Here is a 16494-nt window from a genome sequence, read left to right on the forward strand (position 1 = left end):
CAAAGCAATCACCCCGAAGGGATCAAGCAAAGCGCTTCGTTCGACTTGCATGTGTTAAGCACGCCGCCAGCGTTCATCCTGAGCCAGGATCAAACTCTCATGTTTAAAAGTTGATTCTTCCAGAATTTAGCTTGGCTAAATTTCCGTATCCAGTCCCGAAGGACCGTTACTGTTTTTGGGTGCGTTTTCTTTTGAAAACGCTGCGATTCTGCATTCGAATCGCGTTCTTTGAATTATTCTCTTACGAATCTTTCAAGGTTATTTCACTGTTCAGTTTTCAATGTCCTTTGTCTTTTCGACAGCTCATTCATTTTATCAAAATGTTTTCGCCGTGTCAAGAACTTTTTTAACTTTTCTATTTTTTGTTGCTCCGTCATTAGCGGAGCGATATTTATATTATCACGCTGTCCATGGTTTGTCAACGCTTTTTTTCATCTTTTTTAACTTTTTTGTTCTATCGAAATATAATAGCAGATATGGTAGGTTTCATTTTATTTTTCTACCATATCTGCCTTTTTATAAGAACCACATGAGAAGCCCCAGTAACGGATTATTGTTATACAGCCATGTCAGCAGACTGCTCTGATCGATGTACCGGTTCATTTGTATTCCAAAACTGCTGGTACAACAGATCGCGATCAGATAAAAGAACAACCATATGTAGAGCATTCCCTGTATAAAACCGGCGGCAACTCCAAGCATTTTGTTCACTCCATAGATCACCGGAAGCCGTGATACCAGATTTAACAGTCTGGATATGACTTTTAACAGCACTACCGCGATCACATACGCAAGAAAGAACGCGATCCCGGATATGATATAATGTGCAAGGATCTCCGCGATCTGGGTGTAGACTCCGCTGTTTTCCAGGAACTGATCCGCCACTCCGATCCCATGATCGATCAGCTGCTGTTCCCACGCCTTCGGAAGCACGATCCCCGCCATTTCGAGGCTGCTCTTCGGTTCATTTCCTTCTTCTGCGTTCGGATCCGCACCTGTATCTTCGCCCGTATTCTCTACATCCTGCGATGCCTGTTCTTTTTCTTCCGCATTTGCGCCGTTTTCCACAGATTTTTTCAGCTGCTCTTCACATTTTTCCTGTATCGCCGTATAGATTCCGGTATTGTTTTCCAGATAATCGCTGATGTATGGTTCTGCCCACGTTACAAACGCGATGACCAAAAAGAATGACACCAGCGAAAACGCTACGCGGATAAATCCCTTCTGATATCCTTTTATCGTACAAAATGCCAGCGTAAATAATACGCCTACTAATAACCAATTCACTTTAATCTTACCTTTTCTGTCGTTCCATCTAATATAAATGTGTAATTCATCTGTGTTGCGCCCGACATGACACGGTACAGTTTGCGGTCAAACGTATACCGGAACCGCTCAACGCCGTACAGACTGTATATTCTGCACTCCACGTCACTGGTCACGCATATCTCATTGTTATCCAGAAAGCTGATCCTGCTGTAATCCATGTCAAAATCCTTGGAAAGCACCTGTTTTCCCTTCATATCATAGACTTCTACATGTCTTGTATTGCCGCTGTCTTCATTATTATATACAACTCCGATATACTCCGTATTGTAAAACACGCTTTTGATCTGCTTGTCAAGCGCTGTCTTTTTCGTCACCTTTGGCTTCTGCGTTCCCTCAAACAGCAGGATGCTGCTGTCTCCAAACGCCACCATGCGATTGCTGTTTAGAAATTCCATCTGCGGGAACACTTCATCGGAATAGGTATAGGATGCCACGATATTATCGATCTCATTTTGTCCCACCGAACCGAAATTATAAAACGCGATCGTTGTCTGAAGCTTTCCTTCTCCGATATCAAGCATGGACACCGCCAGTTTTTTTGCATCATCCGAAAGTGCGATCGTGAGCGGATATCCGCTGTTTTCCTGATGCAGTTCTCCGGACGCAAGCAGCTCCCCTTCTTTATTATAAAGCTGGAGATAGCTGGTAGTATCCTCCCGCATCAGAACTGCGATCGTCCCCTGGGATGCCACGCATACGCGGGATATCGGCATAGTCGTCTTGATATTGCCCTGCATACCGTCTTTGGTGAGGATATAGACTGCCGTCCCTCCTCCGTCAAAGATCGCGAGGTATCCCTGACAGATATCTACTTTTGGATTTTGCATTTCGTATGTCTGATTCCAGATCATATGATCTGACTTATCTGTATAAAACGCTCCATCATTACTGTATTTTAATATGTTTCCGTCAAATTCCTCAAACTGCGCCGCCGCGGTATCCGACCGTTCCACCGTATTAAGCGCTGTGTAATCCGTAAATGTCCGGGTCGCGAGATATAAATAAAAGCCGAAAAACAACGCCAGGATTACAACGATCACGATCAGCGTTCTTCGCATAATCTTTCTGCGATGTGCCCGCAGTTTCTGCTCAAGCTCACGCTCGTCCGTTTCTACCATGCGAAATTTTTTCTTCTTTTCTTTTATCACAATATTATTCTTATCATCCTGGTCAACGCCCATTTTGCTTTCTGCTCCTCATTACTGCCTTTTCATCTGCATGTACCATATTATAACTTATCCCCGTTTGTCCTGCACTATTTTTTCAAAATTTTCATAAAAGCATAAGATTTTCTTATGGCAGCAACAGTTTTTGCCCGATATAGATCGTATTTTCATCGGCAATCCCGTTTTTGGCACAGATCTGTGGTACCATATCTTTATTCTGATATATTTTCTGGCTGATCACCGCAAGGCTGTCCCCTTTTTCTACAATATAATAGCCCTGAAGTTTATAAGTCTCCGCTTCGCTCAGCATCGGCTGCGCGCCGTCCACCGAAACCGGTGCCGGATCTCCGGTGGTTTCCGGCTGCGGCGCCTGGACTTCCACACTTTCTGATGTGACCTGCGCAGTCTGCGGTGTCTGGGATGTTTGCGCTGCCTGCGCGGAAACTGCCACCGGATCTGCCTGTTCCTCGAGCGGTTTTATGCTGCTTTGCATATCTTCCACCTCGAAATTCGCCACTTCTTTTTCTGTAGTTCCGGCCGCCGATTGGGATAATACCTGGATCGCATCCTGCATCCCCGCCATTTTTTCATAGTTGTTGATCGTTGTGATCCCGATCACACACGCCGCCATCGCCGTAAGCACGCCCGCCGCACAAAGTATGGAATGTTCTGCTTTTGGTCTTATCTGCCTTTGCTTTTCCTGCATACGCGCGCGGTAACCCGCAACCGTCTTTTCCTCTTCCTGTACCCGCTGCTCCGTCCCCGGCTCTTTCTGATGCTGACGCACCATAAAATTCTGCATTGCCTCATTTTTCTCATAATATATGTAGTAACCCGACTGGCCCGAAAGATTTCCTCCCGCAAGCCGGTAAAAGTGTTCCTCCTGCTCTTCCGGATCCATTAAAAACATCACCTTGTCCGCCCCTTCAAAATACCGGCGGTGAAGATTTTCAAATTCCGGCAATAGATGTAACGGCCAGAACGATGTCATAACGCTCCATCCCACGATCTCGAAGTCACTGAAATATTCTTTTGCCTGCTGGTAAACGTATTCCCACGCCTCCTCGGTAAACTCGGGGAGTCCAACCGTTTTTAAAATCGGTTCCACCGCGACCGCACCGCTGATAAAAATATAATTTTTTTCCGCGCGATGCACTTTTCCAAACAGCACACACACTTTCTTTTCCGCGCGTTCCTGTTCTGCCGCCGGATGCAGATAAGTGTATACATAGTCTTCCACATATATTTTCCAGTTGCTTGCCGGATTTCCTATCTGTCGTATGTTTTTGGGAAGCTTGATCGTATCTTCGGTCTGTCGAATCATTTCTATCATGAAATCTTCACCCCTTATGTCATTTTTATGCCTCTACTCTAACACAGCAGCTGCGCTGTTTTTGCCGATTTAGGGAAAAGATTCCAAAAACTTTTTGACAGCATCCACCATTTTTTCTGCCGCCATCACAAAAAGAAAACCGCCCGGTCTCTGCCAGGCGGTCTTGTCTTTCTTCTTTTTTTAGTTTTCTTTTACAAATGTTTTGATCTTGCCATAAACGCCTTCTGCGTCCAGTCCGTATTTATGAACCAGTTCTACTGCAGGACCGGACTCACCAAATACATCCTGAATGCCGACACGAAGCACTTTGGTCGGTGCTTTTTCGCTTAACACTTCGCAAACCGCGCTTCCAAGTCCGCCGATGACGGAATGTTCTTCTACGGTAACGACTTTTCCGGTCTCTTTTGCCGCTTTTACGACCAGTTCTTCATCTAACGGTTTGATGGTATGGATATTGACCACTTTTGCGCTGATGCCGTCTTTTTCAAGCATTTCTGCTGCTTCCAGCGCAGAACTTACGCAAAGTCCGGTTGCGAATACCGTTACGTCGGTTCCTTCTTTTAAGACGATACCTTTTCCAATTTCAAATTTGTAATCCGGGGTATCATTGATCACCGGGAGCGCAAGACGTCCAAAACGCAGATATACCGGTCCAACGTGCTCATACGCTGCCTTTACTGCTGCTCTCGCCTCTACATCATCTGACGGATTGATCACTACCATGCCCGGAATTTCACGCATGAGCGCAAGATCTTCCAGACACTGATGGGTTGCTCCGTCTTCTCCAACCGAGATTCCTGCATGGGTTGCTCCGATCTTTACATTCAGATGTGGGTAACCAATGGAATTTCTCACCTGCTCGTAAGCACGTCCTGCCGCGAACATGGCAAAGGTACTGATGAACGGTACTTTTCCACAGGTGGAAAGTCCTGCCGCGATGCCCGCCATATTTGCCTCTGCGATACCGCAGTCCAGATGTCTTTCCGGAAATGCTTTTTTGAAGATTCCGGTTTTGGTAGCGCCTGCAAGGTCAGCATCCAGAACGATCAGATCGTCATGCTCTTTTCCAAGGTCTACCAGTGCGTTTCCGTAACTCTCTCTTGTTGCGATCTTCTTTACTTCTGACATAATGCTTCACCTGCTTTCTCTAAATCTGCCATGGCAACGGCATACTGCTCATCGTTTGGTGCGGAGCCATGCCAGCTTGCCTCATTTTCCATGAAGGATACACCTTTGCCCTTGATCGTCTTTGCAATAATGGCAGTCGGCATTCCCTTTGTCTCTTTTGCTTCTTTAAATGCCGCACGGATCTCATCGAAGTTGTGTCCGTCAATGTTGATCACATGGAAATTGAATGCTTCAAATTTCTTGTCGATCGGATACGGGGAACACACATCCGCGATGTTTCCATCGATCTGAAGTCCGTTGTTGTCCACTACAAGCACCAGGTTGTCCAGTTTCCGGAAGCCTGCCCACATAGCCGCCTCCCAGATCTGTCCCTCCTGGATCTCGCCGTCTCCGGCAAGCGCGTATACACGATAATCTTTGTTATCCAGTTTAGCTGCCATTGCCATTCCTGCTGCCGCTGAAAAGCCCTGTCCCAGGGAACCGCTCGACATGTCGATACCCGGTGTATGTTTCATATCCGGATGTCCCTGCAGGTAAGAACCTGTATGACGTAACGTCTTTAAATCCTCCGCCGGAATAAATCCTTTCTGCGCGAGTACCGAATATAATGCCGGTGCGACATGTCCTTTCGATAATACAAAACGGTCGCGGTCTGCCATCTTTGGATTTTTCGGATCTACATTCATCTCCTCAAAATACAGATAGGTCAGGATGTCTGCCGCAGACAATGATCCGCCCGGATGACCGGACTTTGCGCTGTGTACCGCAGTCACAATACCTTTACGAACTTCGTTTGCGATTTTTTCAAGTTCTAAATTTTCCATTTTCTTACCCTTTCTGTGTCGCCTCCCGGCGGCTTTATATTCAGCCGGGCATCTGACTCGCATCAGATCCCGCATCTGTTGCATGATTATAATTCGACTCTGCCCTCAAGCGCCCGAAGAAGCGTCACTTCATCGATGTATTCAAGATCTCCGCCCACCGGCACTCCGCTTGCGATCCGCGTAACCCTGATTCCGGTCGGCTTGATCAGTTTGCTGATATACATCGCGGTCGTTTCGCCTTCCAGACTGGAATTTGTGGCGATGATCACCTCATCTACGTCTCCCTGCAAGCGCTGCATCAGTTCTTTTAATTTGATATCGTTCGGCCCGATACCAAGCATCGGCGATATCGCCCCGTGCAGCACATGATACACGCCCTCGTATTTTCCGGTTTTTTCGTACGCGGTCAGATCACGCGTGTTTTCCACGACCATGATCTCACGGTGGTTGCGCTTTGGATCTTTACAGATCGGACAAATTTCATCATCCGTCAGCGTAAAACACTGCTTACAGTAACGGACATTTTTTCTGGCATTTATGATGGCATCTGAAAGGCTCTGCACATGATCCACCGGCATATTTAAAATATGAAATGCCAGACGCTGTGCTGTTTTGTGCCCGATTCCCGGAAGCGCCGCCAGTTCTTCTATCAGTTTTGAAATCTGTTTACTGTAGTATTCCATAATTTTCGTCCTTTTCCCTACCTATATTACTTGATAAAACGTAATTTTACAAGATGGTTTTCAAAATGCTATAATTATTTTACACGAAATTTTATGACCTATATTTTCAGGAAGGATTTTTAATATGAAAGAAAACATTTCTACCATACCGTTAATGGACGCATTCCACGCAGATGACGAGTGTCCGTTCTGCTATCTGGAGCGGGAAGCGGAACAGCACGCAGTGTCATTCATTTTGGGTTCTGCCTATATGGAGGATGATATCCGCGCGAAAACCGACGCGACCGGATTTTGCCGCCACCACTATAAAATGATGTATGATTACGGAAACCGGCTTGGAAGCGCATGGATCCTAAGCACACATTTAAAGAAAATCAACGAAGAACTCCACAAAGAGATCTCAAATTTTACCCCCGGAAAATCTTCTTTTGCCAACCGCTTTAAAAAGACAGACTCATCCGCAAAAGCAAATACTTCGCTTGGCGCATGGCTGGAAAAACGTGAGTCCTCCTGCTATGTATGCGACCATTTCCGATCTATTTATGACCGGTATCTGGACACTTTTTTTGATCTGTATAAAAAGAATGATGAATTTAGAGAACTTTTCCGGAAAAGCAAAGGCTTTTGCCTGCCGCATTTCCGTGATCTGATCGAAGCTGCCGAGATCCGGCTTGGTGATGAACAGAAAAAAGATTTCTACCCGGTGGTATTTTCCATGATGGAAGAAAATATGAAACGCCTTCAGGAAGAAGTCACCTGGTTTGTCGATAAGAATGACTACCGCAACAAGGATAAAGACTGGGGCAATTCCCAGGATTCCATTCAGCGGTGTATGCAAAAATGTGCCGGCGGTTATCCCGCCGATCCGGTATTCAAGATGAAACCATAAAAAACAGCGTGCTATTTTTTCTGACACACGCGGATGTATTCTTCCGCCTGATCTTTTTCCAACCCAAAGCGTATCTGCAGTTTTTCGCAGATACGCTCTTTGGATATTCCTTCTTCAAGATTATCCAAAATCAAAGCTTCAATACCTACATCAATCCCATGCTGGTAAGCCGACGCCATGTCGTGCTCTATCTGTTCTCTGGCTTCGCACCGCATCTGAATCCGCTCATCTGCATTCAATTTGCGCATCACGGTTTCTGCCTCTTTGATCGTTTCGTTTTTTTCTGCTAACATGGCTATCTCCTCCCAACTTGCAGCCTGAAAAAGTTTTGCCCAATAATACAGATCCGTTTCTTTTTCTTTCTCCGGCACATTTTCCAGTTGAGTTAAGTCTAACACACGCAAAATAAATTTACTATTAAAAATTTTATGGTTTTGGGTATTCATCAGAAGATTTTCAGAATAGAATTCCGGCGCATCCGGAAATAATGTGAAATCAAGAATTCCAATGTGAATCGTTGTTTTTAATTCAGAATATTTCTCGCCCTTCGCCAGATCATCAAAGGCTCTGCACAAATATAACAGTCCACGATCCTGCCAGTCCCCGTAATTGGTTGTCTGCAATTCTATATTTAAACGCTTACTGTTGTTAAGCAGTATCTTCACGTCCAAAATACAGGTTTTTTCATCAATGTCTTCTCCCAGTATAATCGGATTTTCAATCAGACATTCTTTTATCTCTACAGGCTTTAAATCCAGTAACGCACTCACCAGCCCTCGCAGCATTCTCTCACTGCTTTGCATTGCGGCACGAAACATATAATCATTTTTTAATCCATACTTTAATTTTTCTTCGTTCAAATTGATCCTCCTGTTATATTATATTTACCTGAATTTTATGCTGAAAATCTGGCGAAACGCCTGAATGACCCAGAGTGGCAGGATAGATACTCCCGCCTGATAAATATAATATAACACAGAGAATACAAAAGAACTAATTAACATTTTATAAAATGCCGCGTCCTAAAACGGCAGTCCGCCGCCCATTCCGCCAAGTCCTCCGGTGATCCTGGACATGGATGCCTGCGAAAACTCTTCAATCTGGCGCAGTGCCTCGTTGGTTGCTGCCATAATAAGATCTTCTAACATCTCTACATCATCCGGATCTACGGCTTCCGGATCGATCTTTACTTTTGTCACTTCTTTTTTACCGGAAACAGTTACTTCTACGGCTCCGCCGCCTGCTGCTGCCGTCACTTCTTTTTCCTCTAATTCTTTACTGGCCTCTTCCATCTGGCGCTGCATCTTCTGCGCCTGCTTCATGAGATTTCCCATGTTTCCCGGCATACCGCCCGGAAATCCGCCTCGTTTTGCCATTCCTAATTCCTCCTAAAACGCTTTTATTGTTTATAGTAACACAGATAAAGATTTCTTTTCAACTGTTTATTCGTCTTCCTCAATCTCGATATCCATGTTGATCACCTGCGACAGATCCACATAACTCTCCGCGATCGGCCGGTTTGTCTGATTCTGCTCGATCTTGATCTCCACGCTCTTTCCGATCCGCTCCGCGATCGTATCTGATATCTCGGTGCGGTGTTCCGGCGTATTTAAAATATCCGCCGCCACCGGATCATCCGTAACCATTAACAGGATGTTGTCTCCGCCAAGGGAAAGTGTCACCTGGCGCAGATAACCGCGGATCAGCCCGGACATATCCTGAACCAGCGATTTCCAGTTCCGGACAACCTGTTCTACATCCTCCGGGATCGCCTTTGGCACTTCAAGTTTTTTCTTTGGTGCTTCCGGCTCCTGCGTCACCACCGCTCCTGTCTGCGTCACTGCTGCCACCGGGATCCCCTCTGCCATTTTCTGCTCAAGCCTTGCGATCCGGTCCACCAGCGCATCTCCGGTCGATTCCATTTCCGGTTTACATAACTTTATCAATGCGATCTCGATCAGGATCCGTTTCTGCGAGGAATACTTCACCTGATTGGCAAGATCTGAAAAAATACGGATATAACGCATCAGCACTTCCGGCTCGATCATCTGCGCCTCTTCTTTTAAGAGTGCAAGATTTTCACTTGACATATCGAGCACATCCTCCATGTCATCCGAACTTTTTACCAGAAGCAGATTGCGCAGATACCAGGTAAATTCGTTGACAAACTGACTTAATTCCTTGCCCTCAATCACGAGCCGTTCCAAAAGCGAAAGTGTATTTAAGATATTGCCGGCAATGATCTCCCGCAGCATATGCGAAAAGACCTCGGTATCTACCGCGCCGAGCACCTCGAGCACTTTATCGTACGTCAGCTCCTGCCCCAGATAAAACGCGATACACTGATCCAGGAGACTTAAGGAGTCACGCATCGAACCATCGCCTGCTTTTGCCACATAGCGGACTGCTTTTTCTTCCGCCTGCACGCCTTCCGCTTTTAAGATATCCGAGAGCCGTGCCGTGATCGTATCGATGGAAATCCGATGAAAATCATAGCGCTGACAGCGGGATAAGATCGTGATCGGAATCTTGTATACTTCCGTCGTTGCCAGAATAAATATGACATAGGAAGGCGGTTCCTCTAACGTCTTTAAGAGCGCATTGAACGCGCCTGCCGAAAGCATATGCACCTCGTCAATGATGTAGACCTTGTATTTTCCCTCGGTCGGACGATACGCGACTTCCTCCCGGATCTCACGGATATTGTCAACACCATTATTGGATGCCGCATCAATCTCTATCACGTTCATGGAAGTTCCTGCCGCGATCGCCCTGCAGGTCGGACACTCGCCACAGGGGCTTCCGTCTACCGGATGTTCACAGTTGACCGCTTTCGCAAATATTTTCGCAATGGTCGTCTTACCGGTTCCTCTGGTTCCGCAAAACAGATAGGCATGTCCGATCCTGTCGTACTTGATCTGATTTTTTAATGTGGTAACAATATGATCCTGCCCTTTTACATCCTCAAACTCCTGCGGGCGGAACTTTCGATATAATGCCGTATACGACATGAATAACTTCCTCGTTTCTATTTAAAAATGTTTTCGATCAGTCTCCGAAACTGATACCGATATATTTTGCTTCTTTTATCATCTGGCAATTCGGATCTACCGTCTTTAACTTGCCTGCAACTTCTCCAAGCGGGACACGTTTTGTCTCGTTGTTGATCATTGCGATCATGCAGCCGTAATCTTCCTCTACGATCGCCCTTGCCGCTGCGGATCCAAGCCGCGTACAAAGCGCACGGTCATACGGACATGGACTTCCACCGCGCTGTGTATGTCCCGGAACGGTCACGCGGACTTCTGTGCCGCTGATCTCACGGATCCGGTCCGCAAGTTCATAGGAAACGGACGGATATTTGGACTGTTCCATTTTCTTTTTGTATTCTTTTTTGGAAAGTGCGGCATCTTCTTTGGAAATTGCCCCTTCGGCAACCGCAAGGATCGTAAATCCTTTTCCCTCGCGCGTACGCTTGTTGATCGCTTCGATCACTTTATTGATATCATATGGGATTTCCGGAAGCAGAATGATATCCGCACCACTTGCAACGCCCGCATACAGGGTCAGCCAGCCGACTTTGTGTCCCATGACCTCCACGATAAACACGCGGTTATGGGATGCCGCCGTTGTATGAATGCAGTCGATCGCCTGTGATGCCACATTGATCGCACTCTGGAAACCAAATGTCACATCTGTGCCATAAATATCGTTATCGATCGTCTTTGGCAGATGGATGACGTTTAAGCCTTCTTCGCGAAGCAGGTTCGCGGTCTTCTGCGTGCCATTTCCGCCAAGTATCACAAGGCAGTCCAGGTTCAGCTTGTGGTAGGTGTGCTTCATCGCCTCCACCTTGTCCAGCCCGTTTTCATCCGGTGTACGCATCAGTTTGAACGGCTGACGGGAGGAGCCGAGTATCGTTCCGCCTCTGGTCAGTATTCCCGCGAAATCCGCATGTGAAAGCAGACGGTAATTTCCGTAGATCAGTCCCTTATAACCATCAAAAAAGCCATAAATCTCAAGTTCATCAATATTTTCCCTCAAACCTTTTTCCACGCCGCGCATTGCCGCGTTCAACGCCTGGCAGTCCCCGCCGCTGGTCAGTATTCCAACTCTTTTCATAATGACACGCCCTTTCCTCTCGCATTCTATCTCATTCACATGTGACTAGACACATTTACATTTATTATATTATATTTTCGGAACAAGATAAAGATTTTTTCTGTACAAAAGCAATCCGCAATCTTGCAATTCTCTGTTTTTATGATATAATGACAGAGTTAGTTTATTTTTTAACGATCTGCAGACGTATCGAAGTGGTCATAACGGGGCTGACTCGAAATCAGTTTGCCGGGCAACCGGCACGCGGGTTCGAATCCCGCCGTCTGCGCTCTGAAAAGAAATGCCGGAAAGCATCCATCCTCGATGTTTCCCGGCATTTTCCATATCTACCTTTTCACCACCAGCCATTTTCCCTTCCATGTATACAATATCATGAGCACCGTGCCAAACGCCCACGAAACCGGATACAGCACAAAAACGCCATCGATCGTGGAAAACAGCGGAAGTACAAACTGGATCCAGATGATCCGAAACAGGCAGAGGGAGGTCAGAAGGATCACCATCGGCGGCACACTTTTTCCTGTTCCGCGAACCGTTCCCGCCAGTCCGTGCATAATGCTGAGCAGGAAGTAGAACGGACAGAAATAGCGCATTGCCTGTTTTCCGAACGCGATCACCGCCGCGTCTTTCGTAAACATCCGCATGAGCGGATCCGCAAAAGTAAGCAGCAGCACTCCCGTCAGTATCGTGTATACAAAACCCATCGCAAGCGTGACCCACATGCCCTTCTTCACGCGGTCGATCTTTCCTGCGCCGTAATTCTGCCCGGTAAATGTTGTCACTGCCATGCTGAAGCTCATGACCGGCAGGATGTTGAATCCGTCAATCTTCATATATGCCCCGAATCCCGCCATCGCCGCAGCACCAAAGCCATTTACACTGGACTGCACGAGCACATTGGAAAACGAGATGACCATATTCTGGATCCCGGTCGGCAGTCCGACTGTGATGATCCGGGCCGCCATCTTTTTCTGTACCCGGATCTTTCCGAGGCTGACCTGATAATCCGCCGGCACGCGCATCAGAAAAAGCAGGGACAGCACGCAGGAAACAAGCTGGCTGATGTCCGTTGCGACCGCCGCTCCCGCGACACCCATATGAAGCCCTGCGATCAGCACCAGATCCAATACGATATTCGTAACCGACGCAACCGCCAGATAGAGCAGGGAACGCCTGGAATTTCCTGCCGCATTTAAGATTCCTGCCGCCATATTATAAAGTACGCTAAAGATCACACCGCCAAAATAGAGTTTCAGATACAGTGCGGATTCGTCAAACACCTCTGCCGGTGTATGCATCCACCGCAGCAGCTGACTGCTAAAGCAGATTCCGCCCACTGTGATGATCACGCCAAGGATCGCCGAGAGCGCGATCGCCGTGTGAACCGCATCCTGTACTCCCTGTTTTTCTTTCGCGCCAAGATACTGCGACACGATCACGCCGGCTCCGACCGCCAGCCCCTGGCTGAACGCGATCAGAAGGCAGATGATCGAAGTACTCGACCCGACTGCCGCAAGCGCGTTGCTTCCCACAAAATTTCCCACGATAATGGAGTCCACGGTATTGTACAACTGCTGCAGCAGATTACCCAAAATCAGCGGCACCGAAAAGAAAAATATTTTCTTCGCGATGCCGCCTTCTGTCATAAGTTCCGTCTTATTGTTATTTTCCACTTTCTATCACCTTAATTTCTATCCTCAGACTGTCTGTTATTATAGCACAGTGGAAAATATTTTTTAATATCAATTTTTAAATGTCTGCCATTTTAGTCCTGCGGTTTGAAATCCCGGATCAGATTCCAGGTTGGCAGTGCGTTTCCTTCGTAGTCGAACAATGCCTGGTTTGCCCATTCATTTCCGCACGGTCCTTTATCGTTCATGTATTTTAAAGATGCAGGAGTCGCCCATCCGGAACCGGCAACCGGGATCCACGCCGGCTCCCAGTAGAAAAAGCCTTTTCCCTTGTTTCCTTTGATGTGGCTGATGCGGTTTAAGAAATCTTCCATAAAATCGTACTGTCCCTGCACCGTCATCGGATACTCGATCTTCTCCACCAGCTCCGGTTTAGTCGCGTAGCCTTTTCTCTCATCATCCGAAAGCTTTTCGTAGGTCTTATAATCCTCCATCGTATAGCCCATTGAAACTTCCGCGATCACAAGATCCTTTCCGTAACGCTCCGCAATATCATTCATATTGTCTGTCAGCATATCCAGCGTTCCATGCCAGAACGGATAATAGGACAGACCGATGATCTGGAAATCTTCGCCGCGTTTTGTGAATTCATCAAACCACTCGCGGTAAAGCGTGTTGTTTCCACCATTGTCGAGATGGATCATGACCGGCACATCCTTCTCCACCGCGCGCACGCCACGGATACCGGCATTGACGAATTTCGCAATGTTATCATAATTCGGCACCTTTCCTTCCGGCCAGAGCAGCCCGTTGGAAAGCTCGTTTCCGACCTGCACCATCGTTGTGTTGATGCCGTTTTCTTTGAATACTTTCATCGTGTCTGCAGTAAAATCATAAACTGCCTGTTCCAGCTCTTCTACGCTGTAACCTTCCCACGCCTTTGGCTTGATCTGTTTTCCGGGATCTGCCCAGAAATCACTGTAATGGAAATTTAACAGCACACCAAGTCCCGCATCTGTCACTTTTTTTGCGATCGCAAGCGTGTTCTTTAAGTCATTTTCTCCTGCGCCGTAAGATTCTCCGTTTTCCGACCACGGATCATTCCACAGACGGATACGGATCGTGTCCACATCATATTTTTTCATGATGTCCAAAATATCCGTTTCCGTTCCATCGACATAATACTTCGCGCCACATTTTTCCAGTTCCAGCAAAGTTGATAAATCCATTCCCTTGACAAATTTCATATCGTTCTCCTTCTTCGTTTTTCTATGTGAAAATCTCCATTTTTCCTTTCCTATTCGAAAACAGCTGCCGCACATTTGTACGGCAGCTTCTGTTTTCAGTCAAAATCAAACTTTGTAATTCTCTCGTGCATCGCTTTGTAGCGGAAACGGATCATTTCGTTTTTCTCTAATACGTCCTCTTCCGTTCCTCTGTACTGGCAGCGGATGCAGCTGTAAATACCGGTATCCTTGTTATAAAACATATCAATGTCCAGATCTCTTAAAAAACAGGATGGGCATCTATAATTTAATTTGCCTTTGCCAAGTTGAGCCATGTCGCAAATACCTCCTTATCTGAGATTGTTTTTCTGTAACCCAATGTGAACATCGGGGAGAATGCATATCCTTCTTTTACATAACCTTCCGCTTCCGCGTCAGATGCTGTCATGGATACCTGTGTCTCAATTTCAGGAATGACTGCGGAAACCTCTGTGGCACCCTTTACGCCTTCTTCACGGCATTTGTATTCGTAATTGATGGTCTTTTCTTCCGGTCCGTCAATCTTTAATGTGATATGGGACATATCTTCGGAATATTCCGTTGTGCCGTAGCATGCAACCATGTATTCGTTTAAGGTTACTTCTGCGTTCGGATCGCTCATCTCAAGGATCGTTCTCTCGATCTTGATATTGGAAGATCCTTCCTCGAAGTATTCTTTGGTCTGTAATTTCACAGTCAGATCACGGAACTCGATCGTAACCGGATCCAGTGTAAGGATTCTGGTCTTGCCTTCCTGTGAGAAGTGTGCGTGTGTCGGGCAGAGGCAAAGATCTACTTCCTCTCCTTTGTAAGAAAGCTTCGCGCTTCTTACGGTTCCTTCTCCTGCGTAGTGTGTGAAATAACCTGCGCGGTATTTTTCCTGGATCAGGAATGGGTAGGACGCATCCTGCACATGCTTGGTTCCGATACCAACCGGCCACTCCAGTTTTGCTGCGTAAGGACGAAGATCCACGATCGCGCCGCCCTGATCCATATTGACACATGCTCTCATGTACGGATCGCAGTACCAGAATAACTGTTTGTCAGATCCATATAAGATATCTCTCCACAGTGCGCATTCCGGCTCATTGTAATTGTTCTGGTTCACGCCCTTCTTCTCACGATAGTAGTCTGCGAACTCAGACATGGTCATATCGATCAGCTGACCTTCTTTTTTCAGCTTGCCATAGTAAGCGCATCCATCGCTGTAGGATTTGTAGAGAAGTTCATACGGCTGCTCCCAGCGTCCCATCTTGTTCATCCAGCCCGGTCCGACGAACATCATGTTGTAGGAATATCCGTTGTTGTATTTCTCCAGAGAACGATACTGGTCGATCAGGTTGTACAGATATGGATATTCCCATGTCTTGGTATCATAGATCATACCACGGAGTACGTTCTGCGGATGTGTTCCGAAGTTGGAGCCGTTTCCGTCGTAGCATGCGATCAGGTCGCGGGAAAGATGCGGGATCGCTACGATACCACTGTCTTCCTCTTTGTTTGCTGCCGGTGCGTGTGTGTTCTGTTTGGACGGGATCCACGGTGCCCATGGGCCGCCATCAAACAAGGTGTACCAGGAGTTGTTGCAGGTATGGTATGCTTTCGGGCCTTCCTCCCAGCAGGTTGCAACCGCACATTTTACGGTCGGATAAGTTGCCTTGATGTAATTGGTCAGATCCGCATCCATATAGTAGGAACCTGTGGATTCCGGATAGAAGCCAAATCTGTCATGGAATTTTTCAAATACGTCATTTACGATCGCTTTCTTGTCTTCCATGGAAAACATCCAGATACAGAAATCTTTTGTTTTGTATTTTTCACGGAATTCCTCGCACGGCAGACCAAGTAAGGATAATGCGATCTCGTCGCCGTATACTTCATGATCGTGTTTTGCGATCTCTACCGCTTCATCATTGAAAAGAGAAGCGTAGGTCATCTGAATCGTTACCTTTAAGCCATTCTCATGCGCAAGTCTCTGCTGTGTCTTGAAAATATCAAGAGATTCTGTAAGCAGTGCCTTATCTCCGATATCTTCTTCTTTTCCCTGTCCTGTCACAGTCGCAGAATATTCTGGAACCATTTCCGGACGATGAATAAGATTTAATACGAATTTATCCATTTTTC

15 protein-coding genes, 1 tRNA gene and 1 rRNA gene are annotated in these 16494 nt (G+C 46.6%); 2 read left to right on the forward strand and 15 right to left on the reverse strand.

All coding sequences use genetic code 11. The features are described 5' to 3' along the window. The 7 genes from H8Z76_RS11815 to recR form a co-directional block, all read right to left on the reverse strand. Window positions 1–105: ribosomal RNA gene (locus H8Z76_RS11815) — 16S ribosomal RNA — on the reverse strand; the annotation flags it as partial. Window positions 106–516: 411 nt separating this feature from the next. Next, on the reverse strand, window positions 517–1287 hold the full coding sequence (locus H8Z76_RS13915) for a CvpA family protein (RefSeq protein WP_186982576.1): 771 nt from the start codon (window positions 1285–1287) through the stop codon (window positions 517–519). Further along, the gene (locus H8Z76_RS11825) at window positions 1284–2510 is read right to left on the reverse strand and encodes a DUF5711 family protein (protein WP_243240545.1); all 1227 of its coding nucleotides are present in this window, start codon (window positions 2508–2510) and stop codon (window positions 1284–1286) included. Before H8Z76_RS11825 ends, H8Z76_RS13915 begins: the two co-directional genes overlap by 4 nt. A gap of 112 nt (window positions 2511–2622) precedes the next feature. Next, a complete protein-coding gene (locus tag H8Z76_RS11830) occupies window positions 2623–3828 on the reverse strand; it encodes a LysM peptidoglycan-binding domain-containing protein (RefSeq protein ID WP_186982577.1) in 1206 nt (401 codons plus the stop codon). A gap of 180 nt (window positions 3829–4008) precedes the next feature. Further along, on the reverse strand, window positions 4009–4956 hold the full coding sequence (locus H8Z76_RS11835) for a transketolase family protein (protein WP_022514882.1): 948 nt from the start codon (window positions 4954–4956) through the stop codon (window positions 4009–4011). Then, window positions 4944–5780: a transketolase gene (locus tag H8Z76_RS11840; protein WP_022514883.1), complete on the reverse strand. Its 837-nt coding sequence runs from the start codon at window positions 5778–5780 to the stop codon at window positions 4944–4946. The genes H8Z76_RS11835 and H8Z76_RS11840 overlap by 13 nt, the downstream gene beginning before the upstream one ends. Window positions 5781–5866: 86 nt before the next feature. Beyond that, on the reverse strand, window positions 5867–6463 hold the full coding sequence (gene recR, locus H8Z76_RS11845) for a recombination mediator RecR (protein ID WP_186982578.1): 597 nt from the start codon (window positions 6461–6463) through the stop codon (window positions 5867–5869). Window positions 6464–6587: 124 nt separating this feature from the next. Between recR and H8Z76_RS11850 the strand changes: the two genes are divergently transcribed. Beyond that, the gene (locus H8Z76_RS11850; protein WP_186982579.1) at window positions 6588–7352 is read left to right on the forward strand and encodes a DUF6062 family protein; all 765 of its coding nucleotides are present in this window, start codon (window positions 6588–6590) and stop codon (window positions 7350–7352) included. Between the two features lie 11 nt (window positions 7353–7363). On the opposite strand, the gene H8Z76_RS11855 is transcribed toward H8Z76_RS11850, so the two are convergent. The 4 genes from H8Z76_RS11855 to H8Z76_RS11870 all read right to left on the reverse strand — a co-directional run bounded on the left by H8Z76_RS11855 (window position 7364) and on the right by H8Z76_RS11870 (window position 11474). Then, entirely contained in the window at window positions 7364–8212 is an 849-nt protein-coding gene (locus tag H8Z76_RS11855) for an Rpn family recombination-promoting nuclease/putative transposase (RefSeq protein ID WP_186982580.1), read from the reverse strand. Window positions 8213–8374: 162 nt separating this feature from the next. Then, window positions 8375–8728 carry a YbaB/EbfC family nucleoid-associated protein gene (locus H8Z76_RS11860; protein WP_147619705.1) on the reverse strand — a complete coding sequence of 118 codons (354 nt, stop codon included), beginning with the start codon at window positions 8726–8728 and terminating at the stop codon, window positions 8375–8377. 66 nt (window positions 8729–8794) lie between these two features. Then, window positions 8795–10363: a DNA polymerase III subunit gamma/tau gene (gene dnaX / locus H8Z76_RS11865; RefSeq protein ID WP_186982581.1), complete on the reverse strand. Its 1569-nt coding sequence runs from the start codon at window positions 10361–10363 to the stop codon at window positions 8795–8797. Between the two features lie 37 nt (window positions 10364–10400). Next, a complete protein-coding gene (locus H8Z76_RS11870; RefSeq protein WP_022514889.1) occupies window positions 10401–11474 on the reverse strand; it encodes a 6-phosphofructokinase in 1074 nt (357 codons plus the stop codon). A 180-nt stretch (window positions 11475–11654) separates the two neighbouring features. Here H8Z76_RS11870 and H8Z76_RS11875 point away from each other — a divergent pair. Then, window positions 11655–11742 (forward strand) — tRNA-Ser (locus tag H8Z76_RS11875). 58 nt (window positions 11743–11800) lie between these two features. Here the strand turns inward: H8Z76_RS11875 and H8Z76_RS11880 are convergent. The 4 genes from H8Z76_RS11880 to H8Z76_RS11895 all read right to left on the reverse strand — a co-directional run bounded on the left by H8Z76_RS11880 (window position 11801) and on the right by H8Z76_RS11895 (window position 16489). After that, entirely contained in the window at window positions 11801–13147 is a 1347-nt protein-coding gene (locus tag H8Z76_RS11880; RefSeq protein ID WP_330595067.1) for an MATE family efflux transporter, read from the reverse strand. A gap of 92 nt (window positions 13148–13239) precedes the next feature. Next, window positions 13240–14352, reverse strand: coding sequence for a glycoside hydrolase family 53 protein (locus tag H8Z76_RS11885; protein ID WP_186982582.1), 1113 nt, complete (start codon window positions 14350–14352; stop codon window positions 13240–13242). A gap of 95 nt (window positions 14353–14447) precedes the next feature. Then, complete coding sequence (locus H8Z76_RS11890; RefSeq protein ID WP_022514892.1) at window positions 14448–14666, reverse strand: hypothetical protein; 219 nt, start codon at window positions 14664–14666, stop codon at window positions 14448–14450. Further along, window positions 14639–16489 (reverse strand): hypothetical protein, encoded by a 1851-nt coding sequence (locus H8Z76_RS11895; protein ID WP_186982583.1) that lies wholly within the window; start codon window positions 16487–16489, stop codon window positions 14639–14641. Before H8Z76_RS11895 ends, H8Z76_RS11890 begins: the two co-directional genes overlap by 28 nt. Window positions 16490–16494 lie beyond the last annotated feature (5 nt).

Source organism: Roseburia yibonii, from assembly GCF_014297335.1.
Taxonomy (GTDB): domain Bacteria; phylum Bacillota; class Clostridia; order Lachnospirales; family Lachnospiraceae; genus Roseburia_D; species Roseburia_D yibonii.